The organism is Arthrobacter gandavensis (assembly GCF_039528575.1).
GTDB lineage: Bacteria > Actinomycetota > Actinomycetes > Actinomycetales > Micrococcaceae > Arthrobacter_B > Arthrobacter_B citreus_B.
The window spans coordinates 180,672-196,096 of sequence record NZ_BAAALV010000002.1 but is presented as its reverse complement, the minus strand read 5'-3'; the positions used below and the strand labels follow the sequence as shown (position 1 = coordinate 196,096).

General features: G+C 63.4%; 17 protein-coding genes. 6 read left to right on the top strand and 11 right to left on the bottom strand.

Translation table 11 applies throughout. The features are described 5' to 3' along the window. Positions 1-5: 5 nt before the first annotated feature. Positions 6-155: a hypothetical protein gene (locus tag ABFX29_RS04110; RefSeq protein ID WP_170287691.1), complete on the bottom strand. Its 150-nt coding sequence runs from the start codon at positions 153-155 to the stop codon at positions 6-8. 108 nt (positions 156-263) lie between these two features. After that, entirely contained in the window at positions 264-1,175 is a 912-nt protein-coding gene (gene ku, locus ABFX29_RS04105) for a non-homologous end joining protein Ku (RefSeq protein ID WP_152225107.1), read from the bottom strand. A gap of 177 nt (positions 1,176-1,352) precedes the next feature. On the opposite strand from ku, the gene ABFX29_RS04100 reads away from it, so the two are divergent. From ABFX29_RS04100 to ABFX29_RS04090, 3 genes are read left to right on the top strand one after another with little or no spacing between them, the layout of a single operon-like run. After that, entirely contained in the window at positions 1,353-2,744 is a 1,392-nt protein-coding gene (locus ABFX29_RS04100; protein ID WP_152225105.1) for an FAD-binding oxidoreductase, read from the top strand. Positions 2,745-2,782: 38 nt separating this feature from the next. Further along, positions 2,783-3,241, top strand: coding sequence for a redox-sensitive transcriptional activator SoxR (gene soxR / locus ABFX29_RS04095; RefSeq protein ID WP_152225103.1), 459 nt, complete (start codon positions 2,783-2,785; stop codon positions 3,239-3,241). Between the two features lie 38 nt (positions 3,242-3,279). Then, positions 3,280-3,801: a flavin reductase family protein gene (locus ABFX29_RS04090; protein ID WP_152225101.1), complete on the top strand. Its 522-nt coding sequence runs from the start codon at positions 3,280-3,282 to the stop codon at positions 3,799-3,801. Here ABFX29_RS04090 and ABFX29_RS04085 read toward each other — a convergent pair. Continuing rightward, the gene (locus tag ABFX29_RS04085; protein WP_152225099.1) at positions 3,795-4,676 is read right to left on the bottom strand and encodes a LysR family transcriptional regulator ArgP; all 882 of its coding nucleotides are present in this window, start codon (positions 4,674-4,676) and stop codon (positions 3,795-3,797) included. The two genes, ABFX29_RS04090 and ABFX29_RS04085, sit on opposite strands and share 7 nt — an antisense overlap. Positions 4,677-4,747: 71 nt before the next feature. Here ABFX29_RS04085 and ABFX29_RS04080 point away from each other — a divergent pair, with 71 nt between their 5' ends. Both ABFX29_RS04080 and ABFX29_RS04075 read left to right on the top strand, forming a co-directional pair. Beyond that, positions 4,748-5,368: a LysE/ArgO family amino acid transporter gene (locus tag ABFX29_RS04080; RefSeq protein ID WP_211372314.1), complete on the top strand. Its 621-nt coding sequence runs from the start codon at positions 4,748-4,750 to the stop codon at positions 5,366-5,368. A gap of 151 nt (positions 5,369-5,519) precedes the next feature. After that, the gene (locus ABFX29_RS04075) at positions 5,520-6,008 is read left to right on the top strand and encodes a hypothetical protein (RefSeq protein WP_152225097.1); all 489 of its coding nucleotides are present in this window, start codon (positions 5,520-5,522) and stop codon (positions 6,006-6,008) included. Between the two features lie 64 nt (positions 6,009-6,072). Here ABFX29_RS04075 and ABFX29_RS04070 read toward each other — a convergent pair whose 3' ends face one another. The 3 genes from ABFX29_RS04070 to ABFX29_RS04060 all read right to left on the bottom strand — a co-directional run bounded on the left by ABFX29_RS04070 (position 6,073) and on the right by ABFX29_RS04060 (position 8,761). Continuing rightward, positions 6,073-7,104 carry an ABC transporter substrate-binding protein gene (locus ABFX29_RS04070; protein ID WP_152225095.1) on the bottom strand — a complete coding sequence of 344 codons (1,032 nt, stop codon included), beginning with the start codon at positions 7,102-7,104 and terminating at the stop codon, positions 6,073-6,075. Positions 7,105-7,184: 80 nt separating this feature from the next. Then, positions 7,185-8,036, bottom strand: a complete 852-nt coding sequence (locus ABFX29_RS04065) for an ABC transporter permease (protein WP_152225093.1) — start codon at positions 8,034-8,036, stop codon at positions 7,185-7,187. Next, positions 8,033-8,761 (bottom strand): ABC transporter ATP-binding protein, encoded by a 729-nt coding sequence (locus ABFX29_RS04060; RefSeq protein WP_246167185.1) that lies wholly within the window; start codon positions 8,759-8,761, stop codon positions 8,033-8,035. The genes ABFX29_RS04065 and ABFX29_RS04060 overlap by 4 nt, the downstream gene beginning before the upstream one ends. 275 nt (positions 8,762-9,036) lie before the next feature. Here ABFX29_RS04060 and ABFX29_RS04055 point away from each other — a divergent pair, with 275 nt between their 5' ends. Next, a complete protein-coding gene (locus ABFX29_RS04055) occupies positions 9,037-10,407 on the top strand; it encodes an MmgE/PrpD family protein (protein WP_170287689.1) in 1,371 nt (456 codons plus the stop codon). Positions 10,408-10,501: 94 nt separating this feature from the next. On the opposite strand, the gene hpaH is transcribed toward ABFX29_RS04055, so the two are convergent. From hpaH to ABFX29_RS04030, 5 genes are read right to left on the bottom strand one after another with little or no spacing between them, the layout of a single operon-like run. Continuing rightward, positions 10,502-11,305 (bottom strand): 2-oxo-hept-4-ene-1,7-dioate hydratase, encoded by an 804-nt coding sequence (gene hpaH, locus ABFX29_RS04050; RefSeq protein WP_152225087.1) that lies wholly within the window; start codon positions 11,303-11,305, stop codon positions 10,502-10,504. After that, the gene (locus ABFX29_RS04045; RefSeq protein ID WP_152225085.1) at positions 11,306-12,181 is read right to left on the bottom strand and encodes an alpha/beta fold hydrolase; all 876 of its coding nucleotides are present in this window, start codon (positions 12,179-12,181) and stop codon (positions 11,306-11,308) included. After that, positions 12,174-12,956, bottom strand: coding sequence for an HpcH/HpaI aldolase family protein (locus tag ABFX29_RS04040; RefSeq protein WP_152225083.1), 783 nt, complete (start codon positions 12,954-12,956; stop codon positions 12,174-12,176). The genes ABFX29_RS04045 and ABFX29_RS04040 overlap by 8 nt, the downstream gene beginning before the upstream one ends. After that, the gene (locus ABFX29_RS04035; protein WP_152225081.1) at positions 12,953-14,455 is read right to left on the bottom strand and encodes a bifunctional 3-(3-hydroxy-phenyl)propionate/3-hydroxycinnamic acid hydroxylase; all 1,503 of its coding nucleotides are present in this window, start codon (positions 14,453-14,455) and stop codon (positions 12,953-12,955) included. Before ABFX29_RS04035 ends, ABFX29_RS04040 begins: the two co-directional genes overlap by 4 nt. A 15-nt stretch (positions 14,456-14,470) precedes the next feature. After that, positions 14,471-15,325, bottom strand: coding sequence for a 3-carboxyethylcatechol 2,3-dioxygenase (locus ABFX29_RS04030; protein WP_170287688.1), 855 nt, complete (start codon positions 15,323-15,325; stop codon positions 14,471-14,473). Positions 15,326-15,425: the final 100 nt, after the last annotated feature.

The window sequence follows — 15,425 nt, the reverse complement described above, 5'->3', positions numbered from 1 at the left end:
GGGCCCTAGCGGGTCAGCGTGCGGACCAGCGTGGCTGCGCCGATTGTCCGGCGGAACGGGCTGCGGCCCCGGAAGGTTTCCCCGGCCGCCCACCACATCATGGCGCCTTGGCTGGCCCGGCGAAGCAGGTCCCGGTACCGCGGTGTCAGTGCCATTGCCGACGCCGTCCCAAGACCGGCCCATGCCAGGATTGGGAGGTTTGGCGGGAGGAAGACTGTCTGCCGGCCCGTGCGGTCGCGAAAGTAAGTGGAAACACCCATTGTCTACGCGCCTTTCCTGGATTTACGGCCGGAGGACTTTGCCGCCGGTTTCCTGGCTGGTTCTTCCTTATCCTCTTTATGGTCGTCTTTCGCCTCTTTCCGGCTGCCCTTAGCATTTCCGGAGGCGGACTTGTCCCGGTTCTTCTCCACGCTGCGCCGCAGTGCTTCCATCAGGTCCAGCACCTTTCCACCCTCATCCTCGGCTTCTTCTCCGAAGGTCTCCTGGGTGTCCAGGGCTTCTCCCTTCTCCAGCTTGGCTTCAATCAGTGTGCGGAGCTGTTCCTGGTACTCGTCAGTGAACTCGGACGGGTCGAAGTCGGAGCTGAAGGAATCAACCAGCGCCGATGACATTTCCAGCTCCTTCGCGGAGATGCGCACCGACTCCTCCAGGGACGGGAACGCTGCTTCGCGGACCTCGTCCTCCCACAGCAGGGTCTGCAGCGTGAGTACGTCGCCGCGCACCCGCAGGGCACCGAGCCGGCTCTTTTGCCGCAGCGAGAACTGCACGATTGCCGTCCGGTCCGTGTCCTCCAGGGTGCGCCGCAGCAGCACATAGGACTTGGTGGACTTTGAATCCGGTTCCAGATAGTAGGTGCGGTCAAACAGAATGGGGTCGACCTGGTCGCTGGGGACGAACTCCACCACCTCGATCTCCCGGCTTTTCTCCACCGGCAGGGACGCCAGGTCCTCGTCTGTGAGCACCACCGTCTGCTCGCCGTCGTCGTAGGCCTTCGCGATGTTCTTGTACTCGACCACCTCACCGCAGATTTCACAGCGGCGCTGGTACCGGATGCGCCCCCCGTCCTTTTCGTGCACCTGATGCAGGCTCACATCGTGGTCCTCGGTGGCGGAGTACACCTTGACCGGCACGTTGACCAGCCCAAACGCAATGGCACCTTTCCAGATGGCTCTCATGTACCAAGTGAACACCAAGCAGGCTGTGAATCTCCAGAGCCGTATCAGGGCCTCTGCTGCCCCGCCGCTTCCGGCCTCTTTTCCAGCCCCTCTTGGCGTGGTCCTGCCGCCGTCCTACCCTAATGAGCAATTCGCCGGTGCCGGGGCCGGTTTCCTACTCGTTCTCCGGAGACTCCCATGATCGAAGAAGCTGACCTGGATTCACTCCGACGGTCCGTGCGCGGCATCGTGTCACTGCCGGGGGAGGAGGCCTACGCGCAGGACACAGCGGCATTCAACCTGGCCCAGGTCCACCACCCTGATGCCGTCCTAGGCGCCCTGGATGACCGCGATGTGCAGGCTGCGGTGGCTTGGGCTTCCGGCCGCGGTATTCCCCTGGCGGTGCAGGCCACGGGCCACAATGCGTCGGCGCCCATGGCTGCGGGCCTGCTGATCAACACCTCGCGCCTGCAGGACTTGGACATCGACCTGGAAGCGGGCGCTTTCACCGTGGGTGCGGGCGTGCGCTGGGACGCAGTGCTGCAGGAGCTGGTACCGCACGGGCTGACTGCCGCCCACGGTTCCAGTGGCCGGGTGGGGGTTGTCGGCTACACAGTTGGCGGTGGCCTTCCGTTGATGGGGCGCACTCTTGGATTTGCCTCCGATCACGTCCGAAGCTTCGACGTCATTACCCCGGACGGAACGCAGCGGAGCGTGGATCCGGAAACCGAGCCGGAACTCTTCACCGCCGTGCGCGGTGGAAAAGGCAACTTTGGAATCATTACCAGAATGACCATGGCTGCCGTTCCGCTGGGCGATTTCTATGGCGGCCAGCTGGTCTTTGCCGAAGACCAGGCGGGGCAGGTGCTGGATGCGTTCCGCGCATGGGCTCCCGGGCTGCCGAAGGAGGCGTCCGCATCGCTGGCCTTCATGCACCTGCCGGATGTGCCCTTTTTGCCGCCGGAACTGCGTGGAACGGCCCCGGTAATCCTGCGCTTCGGCCTGTTTGGTGATGAGGGGGAGGGGGACAGGCTGCTTGAGCCCTTCCGCCTGCTTCCTGCCGTCAGTGACACGGCCGGGACCATGGACTACCTCGGAATAGACGCCGTGCACAATGATCCCGCGGATCCGTCTCCCTCCATGGAGCGCGGCATGCTGCTCACGGAATTGGACGACGCCGCTGCCGCCGAACTGCTGCGCCAGATTGGGCCGGGTTCCGGCACCCCGCTGGTCATGCTGGAACTGCGTGTCCTCGGCGGCGCCCTGTCCGAGGAACCGCCCTTCCCGGACACTGTTTCCGGGAGAAGCGCAGGATTCCACCTTTTTGTGCTGGGTGTGCCCGGACTTCCTGCGCCTGACCAGGCGGAGGCTGCGCTGGTGCGTCTTGCCGTGGCATTCGAACCCTACGCGGCCGGCAGCCTGATCAACTTCCACGGTCCCGCCGGTGATGAACTGGACCGTGCACGGGCATGGGAACCCGCGGCCTATGAGCTGCTGCGCAACGCGAAAGCCGACTGGGATCCGCAGAACCTGTTTCGGTTCGGGCATGCCGTCCCGCCCCTTGGTTTAATGGACACGGCAAGCGGCTGAATCCCGGCCGGTCTGAACGAACAGGCGGCAGCAATCACATGGACGGTCCACCACGGGCCCTGGAAGAGCTCACTGTAGGGCAGGTTGCCCAGCGCAGCGGCGTGGCTGTTTCCGCCCTGCATTTTTATGAACGGCAGGGCCTGATCCGCAGCCGGCGTACCGGCGGCAACCAGCGTCGTTTTGACCGGTCCGTCCTGCGCCGCGTCGCAGTGATCCGCGCCGCGCAGCGGGCGGGTATTCCGCTCTCCCATATTGCCGCAGTCTTCGCTGAGCTGCCTGAGGACGGCGTGCCCGGACAGGAAGACTGGCGCAGGCTCAGTGCAGCCTGGCGAACAGAACTGGACAACCGGATTGGGCAGCTGGAGGCCCTGCGGGACCGCCTGGGCGGATGCATTGGCTGCGGCTGCCTCTCCCTGGCGGAATGCAGTTTCATAAACCCGGACGACGCTTCCGGGCGTGATTTCCGTGGCGCCCGGCTGCTGGAGCCGGACTCCTGATTTGACCTCAACTATTGTTGAGGTTTTACCGTGGAGGCATGACTTCAACGGCAGTGACTCATCCGGTGGTGGATGAATTCAAGGACGCGTTCCGTGGACACCCGGCAGGCGTGGCGATCATCACGGCCGCTGGTGCCGAAGGTCCCGTGGGCCTGACGGCGTCCTCCGTGAGTTCGGTCTCCGCAGCGCCGCCGATCCTGGCTTTCTCCCTCGCCTCCACGGTGGGTTCGGCAGGAGTGATTGCCGGCGCAGACACCATTGTGGTCCACCTGCTCGGCGCGGAAAACGCTGAGCTGGCCTCCCTCTTCGCAGCCCGGGGTGCGGAACGGTTTGGTCCGGACCTGGAGTGGAGCACGCTTCCAGGTGGAGAGCCGCTGCTGGGCGGAGTGCCGCGGGCGCTGCTGTGCCGCGTCCTTTCCCGCACCCACGCGGGCAGCTCCACCCTGATCGCCGCAGAGGTCTTGGAAATCCACGCCGGGCCGGCTTCCGCCCCGCTGGTCTACCACGACCGCACGTACCACCACTTGGGTGCCCACTCGGCGCTGCGCCGGCCTCAGTAGAGAAGTCCCTTTCCGGCAGCCGCGGACAGCGCTCCGGCCACCCGCGAGAGCGCGGGCAGGTCTACCCGCCACTGCTGCCAGTACAGCGGAACGTCCAGGTGTGCGTCAGGATCCAAAAGCACGATTGAACCCTCTGCGAGCAGTTCCTCGGACTGCAGGTCCGGGAGCATTCCCCAGCCGAACCCAAGGCGTACGGCCTGCAGGAAATCCCAGGATGCAGGAACGTAGTGCCGGGGCGGCTGGAGTCCCGGCCCAAAAGCCGCTTCCAGGAAGCGGGCTTGAAGCGCATCCCGCCGGTTGAAGACCACCATGGGGGCGGAGGCCGCCTGGACGGCATCAAAACCGCGGTCGAACCACCTGCTGCGGAAAGCCGGGCTGGCGGCTGGCCGGTAGCGCATGGTCCCCAGGCCGGTGACAGAGCAGCCCTGCACGGGTTCCGGGCTGGAGGTTACTGCAGCCATGGCAGTTCCGTTCCTTAGGCCTTCGGCCGAATAGTCCTGGTCCTCCAAGGTGAACTCAAAGCCAATTCCCTCTACCTGCGCCAGTGCTGGAAGTACCCAGGTAGAGAGCGAATCGGCGTTGATGACCAACTGGACTGCCGTGCGTCCGGGCTGGCTGTCCAAGCCCAGGCGCTCGACGGCGTCATTCTCCAGTGCGTTGATCTGCCGGGCCAGCCGCAGCAGGACAGCCCCGGGTTCAGTGGCTGCGATGGGCCGCGTGCGCTTCAGCAGCACGCACCCGGTCCGTGTCTCCAAAGCCTTGACCCGCTGGCTGACGGCAGACGTGGTCAGGTGCAGGGCCGCAGCAGCGGCATCAAAGCTGCCATGGTCGAGGACGGCGGCAAGTGCGCGCAGCTGATCCGCATTGAACTCCATATTAAGAAATACTAAAGACAGTCCAGAAAAATTAGCTAGTCTTCTCAACGGTGCGGTCATAACTTGGTTTCATGAACACTATGAGCCTGGCCCCGGCACTGTCCGGATTCGGCAGCGGGCTGGCCCTTATCGTTGCCATCGGGGCGCAGAACGCTTTTGTCCTGAGGCAGGGGCTTCGGCGCGAGCATCTGGCGGCCGTGGTTGCCGTGTGCATCCTCAGCGACGCCGTCCTCATCCTGGCCGGAACAGCCGGAATCGGACGGCTGACCCAGGCCGCTCCGCTTGCGCTGGACATCGTTCGCTGGGCGGGCGCCGCGTTCCTGCTGGCCTACGCCTTCCTTTCGCTGCGGCGTGCCCTCAACCCCTCGGGCCTGCAGGCCGCCGGACGGACGGGCGGGACGCTGACCGCTGCCGTGCTGACCTGCCTGAGCCTGACCTGGCTGAACCCCCACGTCTACCTGGACACGGTGGTGCTGCTGGGATCACTGGCCGCGACCCACGGCCCGGACGGCCGGTGGGTCTTTGCGGCGGGCGCCGTCGCGGCCAGCACCGTGTGGTTTACTGCGCTCGGGTTTGGTGCCCGGCTGCTTGCTCCGGTCTTTGCTCGCCCCAGGGCCTGGCAGATCCTCGACGCAGCCATCGCAGTCTTTATGGTGCTGCTGGCCGCCAGCCTCCTGCACGGATCGCTTTGACGTCTCGCGGGCCCAGCGCCGTGCGGAACTGTTACAGTTCGGCGCAGCGGCAGGACGCCGGGACCGGCCCCGCAGGGAAGTCCGGTTTCCACGGAGGACGGGGAACATTATGGGTCGAAGCGCCAAACGCCGAACCGGACGGCGGGATGCCGTGCCTGCCGGCCTCCTCTGGACAGGCGCCGCCGTCCTGGCGGCCGCCGGTGTCTTCGTGCTCTCCACGATTTCCTCCTCCCGGGCAGACCCGCTTCCCGATCCGCCCTTCGCGGTGTTCGAAGCCGAACCGAAAGAGCAGGATGAGCTGCCCGCTTGGGTGGAATTGGATACCGGCCGGGACGAAGTGCGGTTCCTGACCACCAGCGGTACGGGCAGTTACTACGTCTCCCGCGGCCGGGGCGGCTACTGCCTGGTGGTGGTGCGCACCGGGTCCGGTGAAAGCTACTCCGCTTTCTGCCGCCAGGGCCCGCTCAGGGAGGGAAACGTTGTCTCCGGCACCTCCCCGGGGACCACGCTGGACGGACGCGCGGGTATGGCCGTCCTGGTGGTTGACGGCTACATGGATGGAGCAGAGTTATCCGGGAACGCTGAAATGATCCACGAGAACGTCCTGGTGAAGCTGGGTGTGCCGCCGGAGGATCAATAGGGGCATGGCAGGCACGGCGGCTGCAGAAGCCCCCATGCCTGCCATTCAGTCACCTGTTTTGGGTTTATTTTGAGTTGATCTTGTCCATGAACCTGGTGTCGATGACAGAGTCGCCAAGCGAGTCATCCTCACCGTAGGTCAGGACTCCCGGAATCTGGCGGAAGGCTTCCTCGTAGGATTCGATGAAACCGTCCGGAAAGGTGAATTCTTCGGGGTACACCGTGGAAGGAATATCCTCCAAGATGGACACGTCTGTTTCGAGCACTTCGGAGATCAGCTCAATGTTCTGCGGATCGTGCAGCCAATCCCCTTGCAGGCGGTTCATGTAGGTATTGTGCAGGGCCTGGATGAAGCGCTCACCAACTTCCGGCGCATCGTCCAGGAGTGTCGAACCGAACCAAACGTTTACGGAAGGATAGTCCTCGGGCGCACTTCTGGCGAAGAATACCCCGGAGTCCTTTTCTTCGATGATCGCTGTATTCGGCTGCGACGCTGTACCGCCGAAGACAGCCCCGTTTTCGATCGCGATGATGGTATCGGCCTGCTTCATTGACTTAATGTCGACATCCGCCAGTGTCAGTCCTTCGGTTTCCAGCGTCCGGGCCAGGCTCAGGAGAGGCGGGCCGGCGACGCCGGATGAAGAGGCAAGCGTCTTTCCCTTGAGCATGGAAATGTCGAACTCCTGGTCTCCCAGGGCAGCCTTGCTGACATACCACCCGTTGATCGAGTCAGCCGGTTCGATTCCGCCCGGAGCGACGATCTTGACGTTCGTGCCGTCCGCCACGGCATTGAGGAGGTTGGCGCTGGGGCCGGTCACCATGGCGTCCAGCTTCCCAGTGGCCAGCATGACCAGGGCATCCTGGGCCGGCGCGATCTCGACCTTGAGATCGATGCCCTCCGCTGCGAACTCCCCCCAGTGTTCTTCCATGAGATAGGGAACGAAGTACGCAATTTTCGAGGATACGGCGACTGTCACTTCGGTGAGTTCCTCCGAAGCTCCGCCGGCCGCTTCAGACGAGGAAGCGCAGCCGGACAGCACAAGTCCGGCGGCCGCGGCCAGCGCAGCAAAAGACCTTCGCGTCATTTTCGTCGACATGATTCTTACCTTTACTCTCGATGTGGGTTGGATGCGGGCAGGACTCTTCAACACTGAAGGGCCCTGCCCGCACGTCGTTTCTAGGTGGCTGAACGCTTGTTCTCACGGGGCGCCCAGGGCACCAGCTTGCTGCTGAGCCATTTGACGAAGTACGTCAGAAGGAAGCCCATGAAAGCGACCACGACTATGCCTACGTACATTTGGCTTGCCTGGAAGAGGGACCAGCTGTGCCAGATGCGATAGCCAATGCCGGAGTCACCGTTGACGAATTCCGTGGCCACGGCAATGAGGACGGCGTTGGCCAGTGCCAGGCGGATTCCGGTAAAGAGTGAGGGGAGGATTGCCGGAATCAGGACATGGCGGAAGCGCTGCCATCCCCGGATTTCGAAAATGTGGGCTGCTTCCAGGTAGGTGGGCTGGATGTCTTCCAGCGCTTCCAGGACTGTCACCCAAATCACGAAGAACACACCCAGCGCGATGAGGAGGATCTTCGGAAGCTCGCCCAGGCCAAAGATGAGGAGGAGGAGCGGCAGGATCGCGAGTTTCGGGATGGTGTAGATCGCCGAAAGCATGGGTTCGAGCGCCGCACGGGCGGTCTGCGACAGGCCGAGGATGGAGCCGGTAGCCAGGCCAGCCACAAAACCGAGTCCGTAGCCGATCAAAAGACTCCGCAGGGTTGCCCATAGGTCAGTCGCCAATTGGCCGTTGGAGACCAGCTCGGTGCCTTCTGCAAAGATGGTCGTCGGAGCCGGGAAGAACCGGGCGTCAACTGCTCCCACACTTGCGGCGATCTGCCAAGCCAAGAGCAGGATGACCGGGGTGCCGATGCCAAGGATCCGTGAGCGCAGCCGCTGGCTCCGGGCGTACCGCGCCGGGTCCTTGTCCGACATACGGGGGGCGATGACTACTTTTCGGGTTGCTGTTTCACTCATGAGTTGGCTCGATCCACTTCAATACGCATCTGGGACCAGATTTGCTGTTCAAGTTCGGCGAATTCGGCAGTTCCCCGGATCTCGGGGCGCCTGGGGCGTTCAAAGGGCACGTGATAGTCGCCGATGATCTTTCCGGGACGCGAGGACATAACGACCACCCGGTCTCCGAGGAGAATGGCTTCCTCCAGGCTGTGCGTAACGAACACGACCGTGCGCCTGTCCTGCTGCCAGATTGCCAGCAGCTCGTCCTGCAGGACCCGGCGCATCTGTGCGTCCAGGGCCGCGAAGGGCTCGTCCATCAGCAGGACGTCAGGCCGGACGGCGAGGGCGCGCGCAATGGACACGCGCTGAGCCATTCCGCCGGAGAGGGCTGAGGGCAGGGCGTCGGCGAAATCCGTGAGTCCCATCTGTTCCATCAGGGGACCTACGCGGCTTGCCCGCTCCGCCGCGCTCAGTCCCTTTACCTGGAGACCAAGCCCGATGTTCTGTTCAACGGTCTTCCAGGGGTAGATGCTGTAGTTCTGGAACACCATCGCCACTCCGTGGGTTGCACGGGAGGTGTTCAGTTCTACGGTCCCCGAGCTGGGATGGTGCAAACTGGCCATCATGCGCAGAAGGGTTGACTTGCCGCAGCCGGAGGGGCCAACGAGGCAAACGAACTGACCTTCCTGAATCTCGAGATCCACATCCTGCAGCGCCGTGACGGTGCTTTTGCGTCCGTACACTTTGCTGACGTTTTTGACGGCGATCTTGGGTAGGTGTCCACCACCTTCCGTGCGCCCTTCGGCAGGTGGGTTCCCCTGCAATTCGGTGCTTGTTGTCATAGCTCTGTTCTCTTCCATGTGTAGCGGCATTCAGCTGAATGCATCTGCATTTCAACAGATACTATGCGACGTATCTCACAAAAACTAGACGCTGCCGCCGGGCGATCCCAAATGTGCGTAATGTGACCTGGCCGCGCACGCGCCAAATGTATTCAACTGTCCCGTACTGTATGCAGATGAACACATTCGATAGGGAAGCTGGTCCCACATTGGCCGGCCAGCTGGGGAAGTGGGCGGTAGGCGCAGGGCTGGGCGTCGCTCCGCCGCGGATGGAGAAGGTCCTTGACTCAATCGTTGACACCGTTGGAGTGACGGTCCTCGGTCTGGCGCAGCCGGACCTGGACCCTGTGTCAGCCTTGGTGCCCCTGCTGAGAAGCGGAGTTCCTTTCTGGGACGGAACAGCAGCTAGCACTGCGCCTGGTGCGGCATTTCTCAACGCGACAGCCGGTCACCTGCTCGATTTCGACGACACGCACTACCAGATCCATGGGCACCCGAGCACGGTTGTGCTCCCTGCCGTGTTCGCTGCGGCCCCCACCGGCGCCTCCGGGGCCTCCATTGTCCGCGGATATCTGGCCGGGCTGGGTGCAATGTCCGCGGTCGCCGCCCTGTATGGACCTGAACACTATTCGAGGGGGTGGCACTCCACGTCGACGTGCGGGGTGGTGGGTGCCGCAGTGGGCAGTGCGGTGGTGCGCGGACAGCCGGCAGCCGCCGTCGCCAATGCCATCAGCATTTCCATTTCAATGACCCAGGGGGTGAGGGCGAACTTTGGCACCCTGATGAAACCCATCCACGCTGGGCTGGCGGCACGGGCGGGCGTGGAGGCGTCCATGCTCTCAGAGGCCGGAGTTACCGCATCACCCGTGGCCCTGGACGGCCGCTATGGCGGGACAGCCCTTTTTGGTGAGCGGGGCAGCCAATCGCAGCTGCTCTCAGCGGAGGCACTGCAACAGGTGGCGGCGGGAGCAGCCGACGATTTGGGTATCAAGCTCTATCCGTGCTGCAGGGGATCTCATCTGGCCATCGACGCGGCTCTGGACGCGGCCGCGGACCTTCCCAAGGGGACGGTCATCGACCGGATCGAGCTGCTGGTTCCCTGGGGGACCCGCACGGCCCTCTTGTATGACGAACCGGCCAGCGGGATGGAGGCCAAGTTCAGCCTTCCCTATGCCGTCGCCACAGCGCTGGTGCGCGGTACGCCGCGGATGGAACATTTCACTGACGCCGCAGTCCGGGAGCCCGCTGTTCGTATGCTCATGGACACAATAGACATCACTGAAGACACTGCCCGGGGAGACCTGAGCGCGACCATGGATGGGCGCTACGCCGACCTGGTCCTCTTCCTGCGGGGAGGGGGCCTTCGTCGGGTGCGGGTCGAAAACGCCCGGGGATCTGCGGAGCGTCCACTGACCCCAGCGGAGGTGGATGAAAAGTTCATGTCAACGGCGGGATCGGTCCTGCATGTGGATAAAGCCTGTGAGCTCTTGGCCCGGCTCAGGCAACTTGTGCACCTGCCATCCGTTGACGGGCTCTTCCGAAACTAAGCTGTCCCGCCGTCAGCGGTCCGATGAATACCAGCAGCCGGGCTGCGCTTCCGGCAATACCTGCCGGAAGCGCAGCCAACAAGCTTCGGGATACTCAGATAAACCGGGACGTAACTGAGCCCATGGTGCTGAACTCGGCATGGAACGTGTCGCCGGCGTTGGCGAAAACAGGTCGTGTGAAAGAACCGGAGAGAATGGGAATCCCTGCCTCAAGGCTCTCTCCATAAGGCGCGAGGCTGTTTGCCAGCCACGCAACGCTTGCTGCGGGATGGTTCATGACCGCACCCGCAACGCCGGATTCCTCAACGGTTCCGTTGACATACAACATGGCTGATTCCCACCGAAGATCCACCTGATCCGGGCGCATGGGCCGGCCGCCCAGAATCATCCCGCCGTTTGCTGCATTGTCACCGATGGCATCGACGATCTTGCGTGCCTGGCCACTGGCTGGATCGCGCATCTCGAGACGGGCGTCGAGTATCTCCAGGCCGGGCTGCACCCACGCAGTGGCGTCCAGCACGTCGGTCACACTCAGATCCGGGCCGGTCAAATCCCGTTTCAGGACAAAGACGATCTCCACCTCAATGCGGGGTTTGATGAACCGGTCCCGTGGAATCAGTTCAGCATCCCCGAACATCATGTCGTCGAGAAAAAAGCCCCGGTCCGGTTCATCGACTTCCTGGGCTTTCTGCATGGTGCGGGAGGTCAGTCCGATTTTCCGGCCGGCAAGCTTCCGGCCGCGTGAAATCTGCAACTGGCGCCATGCAGTCTGAACGGCGTAGGCATCATCAATTGTCATATCCGGAAACTGGACCGACAACTGAGTCATCGGGGTCCGGGTCTGAGCAGCGTGTTCCAGGCGCCGGGCAGTTTCGAGGATCTGCTCCGAGGTGAGCATCTATTCCCCCTTAAGGAATGGGATCGCCGCGTCCACGAATGTTCCGGGGTCCTCGAACGCGGCCCAGTGGGCGACGTGGGGCATCGCCAGTTCCCGGCCATCCGGGAGCATCTCCAGGACGCGGCGGGCGGTTGTCTCGTATTCCCGGTGGTCCTTGCCCGAGAGGACCACAAGGGTGGGTGCCTGGATTGAGCGCCACTGGTCTTCGGTCAGGAGATTCTCCTGGCGCACGCCCTCCTGCTGAAGGGTCAGCATGCGGTGCACTGTGTCCCGGGTGTCCTGGCGCTGGTAGATGGCAAGGCGCAGCGCGATCAGATCCGGGATGCGGTTTTCATCCGTTGCGATGAGGTGGCTGAAGACAGCGCTGATGGACTCCCAGCTCGCCTCGTTGACTGCACGGGTACGTTCCCGGATGATTCGTGCCATGTTGTCAGCGCTGGCTATGAGGCCCGCCGGCGAGACCAGGATGACTCGATCGGTGAGCTCGGGGTTTTCGAGGGCGTAGCGGGCAGCGACCCAGGAGCCCAGAGAAGAACCCATGACGCTGGTCCTTTCAATTCCCAGCGCCGCCAGGACAGCCTTCAGGTGGGCAACGTAGGCAAAGGTGTCGTACGGGCGGTCGGGCTTGTCGGAAAAGCCATTGCCAACCATGTCATAGGCGACACAGTGGAAGTGTTCGGACAGCGGCCCCAGGATTCGGGAGAAGGCTTCCCAGTGGCCCCCGGTTCCATGCAGCATGACCAAAGCGGGCTTCGAAGGATCGCCGGCGGTCACCACGCGGGTCCGAACCCCCTCAGCGTCGATGTACTGCTGCGTAAAAGCGACTTCGCGCAGTGCTGTCCAAATGCTCGCGTACTCAGGAGCGGAGTTACTCATTTCGGTTTCCTTTTTCCGTGCTGATGAAGTGTGAAAGGGTTTCGCGGTAGGTAGCCGCGAGCATGGCCGTGTCGGTGCCCACCGCAGCGAAGGCGTAGCCGCTTGAGAGGGCTGTGGAACAATCAGCCGGGTTCTTAGTGAGGGTGCCCAGCGGCATCTTCAGGGACGCGGCCAGTTCAACGATGTGACGGGCAGCGGCCTGTACCTCCGGGTGCTTCGGCTCTCCGAGGTGCCCCATGCTGGCAGCCAGATCGGCTGTTCCCAGGAACACTGCATCGACGCCCCCGGCAGCCATGATCCCGCTGGCGTTCTGAAGCCCGGCGAGAGATTCGATCTGGAGTATGAGGCAGATGTTTCCGCGGGCTTCCTGAAGATAGCCAGCGTCATTCCCCCAGCTTCCGCCGCGGGTCTGTGCAGATACCCCGCGAATGCCCCGGGGAGCGAAGTCGCAGGCCGCAGCAATGCGATCCGCCTGTTCAGCAGTTTCAACCATCGGCACCAGAACGGTCCTTGCCCCCAGATCGAGGACCCTTCCGATCTCGTGCGGATCATGGCTGCCGACACGAACGACTGCTGAAGTGCCGCAGCCCTCAATGACGCTCAGGGATATGGCCAGCTCGTCGAGCGACCGCGGAGAATGCTCCTGGTCAAGTAAGAGCCAGTCAAATCCGGCGCTGGCCGCTATTTCAGTGGCAGCCATGCCTCTGAGGTTGTTCCACAAACCCAGCTGCGGACGGCCCGCAGCCAGGTTGTCGAGGAAGTGGTTGCGTTTCATCCAGACACAGCCCTTTCCTTTTGGCCGCGTGCGGCGGCCAAGGAGTCCAGGCCGGCGAGCAGGTCATCAACTTCCGGGTAGGAACCGTAAACGTACCGGTCGGGCCGGACCAGCACGGCCTGTGCCTGCTGTTCATGCAGCCAAGCGTGAAGTGCAGCGTCTGCCACCAGCGGGATCACGCGCAGTGCGGGCAGGCTGGAACGGACCTCCTCGCTGAGTTCGGAAAAGGCCTCGGGAGTGATGATGAGGCCAAATTCGTACCCAATGAGATCGTCGACGAGCACACCTGATCCGTTGCGTGGCTGGGCAGACAGGTATCCCCCGCCGAACGCCGCATCGTAGATTCCGTCACCGAGGCGCGGAGGCACTCCGCGGCCCTCCCGTCCAACACGGCTGTTGAGCAGTTCGATGGACTCTTTGGTCGGCTGGGTTAGCTTCGTGCCCAATTCCGTGGCTGTGGTGATGAAGTGGCGTGCGTGTGCCGCACGCTCCTTGCCGTAGCTGTCCAGCAAATCCTCGGGGGCGCCCCGCAGGAGGACATCGCGCAAACGCCAGGCTATCGCAGCAGCGTCACGGACCCCCGTGCACAGGCCTTGGCCCAGGAAGGGAGGGGTCTGGTGCGCGGCGTCACCGGCCAGCAGCACTCTGCCGTGGCGCCAGGTGTCCACAACGAGCGAACGGTGTGTGTAAACCGCTGCCCGCAGGAGCTCAGCATCCTCCGGCGCGAGCCAGGGAGCGACCCTTGACCAGATCCTGTCGGGCATAACCGCAGCCTCCAGATCTTCTCCGGGAGCTGCACGGAACTCGAAGCGGCGAATGTCCCGGACTACGTGGATGTAAATCGCCGGGGACACCGGATGGGCGTAGTGCGTGTTGATTGCGGGCAGGTCAGCGGCGTCGGAGACTTTAAAGTCCGCCACTATCCAGGGCTGGTTCAGTCCATAGTCCTCATAGGTTGAGCCTATGATCCTGCGGGCAGTACTGCGGCCGCCGTCCGCTCCCACCACATACTTCGCAGTGACGGTCAGGGCGGAGCCGTCCTTGGTGCTGCGCGCAAGAACCTGCGCTGCCTCGGGAGACTGGATGATGTTCTCCACTTCGGTTGATACCAGTTCGGTGATCAGGGGGTTCGACCGAAGTGCAGTCCGGAGAACCTCTTCGAATTCCGGCTGGTGAACGTTGTACCGGTCGGGCCATCCCTGGCTTCCGACGCTGCTTGCCGCCGGCCGGGACGCGACAACGGAGCCGGCTGAGTCTATGTACTGGGCTCCGCGAAAAACCTTCAGGAACGGTTCCAGGGAAGCCGCGAGCCCGAGGGTCTGCATGACCCGCATGATTTCGCCGTCAATGCCGACGCCGCGGGGGACCTGCATCACGTCCGGTTCGCGGTCCAAAGCCACCACCCGGAGGCCCTGGTGGGCCAGCAGATTTGCTGTGATGGCTCCGACCGGGCCCAGTCCGATTACTGCAACGTCACATTCGAAGGTGTTCGTATCCATGTTCGGCAACTTCACCTAACGCGGCACGCGGAGTTCGGCGGCCTGGCGTGAGACGGCGATGCCCAGGCCGGTAAGCCACTCCCGAACGGGTTCATAGGCCACGGTTTCCAGCCCTTCGTTGCCCGCAGCGTAGGCGGCAAACCAGGTGCGGAGCTCATGGGCGCCGACTCCTCCGGCTTGCAGCTGGTCAGTGGTCACCTCGTCCACCCAGCTGGTGTCGTCAGCGCCCAGCCGGGCAAGCATCTCCTTGTCCCATTCCGGGCGGATGTCATCCTTCGCTGCCTCGCGGTGAGCGGCGCTGACGGCGCGCCGCTCTTCCTCGCTCAGTCCTTCCGAGGTCAGAGCCAGCGTCGGGGGGTTGTGGGACATGCCGCCGGAGCCGATGAACAGGACACGCTCGTTCGTAGCAGCGAAGTAGGCGGCCACCGCGCGTCCAAGCTCAGCGGAACGTCCCGGCCGGGACAGGGGGAAAGTGGCGCAGTTGATGAAGATGGGAATGACCGGCCGGGCAGCCAGACCGCCCAGGATGTCCGCCGTCGTTTGGCCGAAACCATGGTCAAGAGCGATATGCCGCGTGATCGCGACGTCAAAGTCGGCGTCGAGGAGGTGCGCGGCAAGTCCGCGGGCGGTCTCGGCCGGCACATCGTAGGGGCCCGTCGGTGACTCCGAATCCCCCAGGCCCTCGGCGGACAGAACCACCGAGATGGCGGGCAGGATTTCACCGAAAGCACGGCGATGGTCCGATCCGAAGAAGACCACGAGAGTGGGATCCCACGCTTCGACAATGCCGCGCGCGGATGAAACGCCTGCGCGGAACTGGTGGCCGTCAACCTCTTCGCGGTCCCGGGCAAAGCCTGGGCTATGCGACATGCACAGGGTCATCGAACTGTATGCCACTTTTTCTCCCTCGTTGTTATCGGTATACGTATGGATACCGTAGCATGGCGGCAGATGTAGGTGTAGGTGTAAG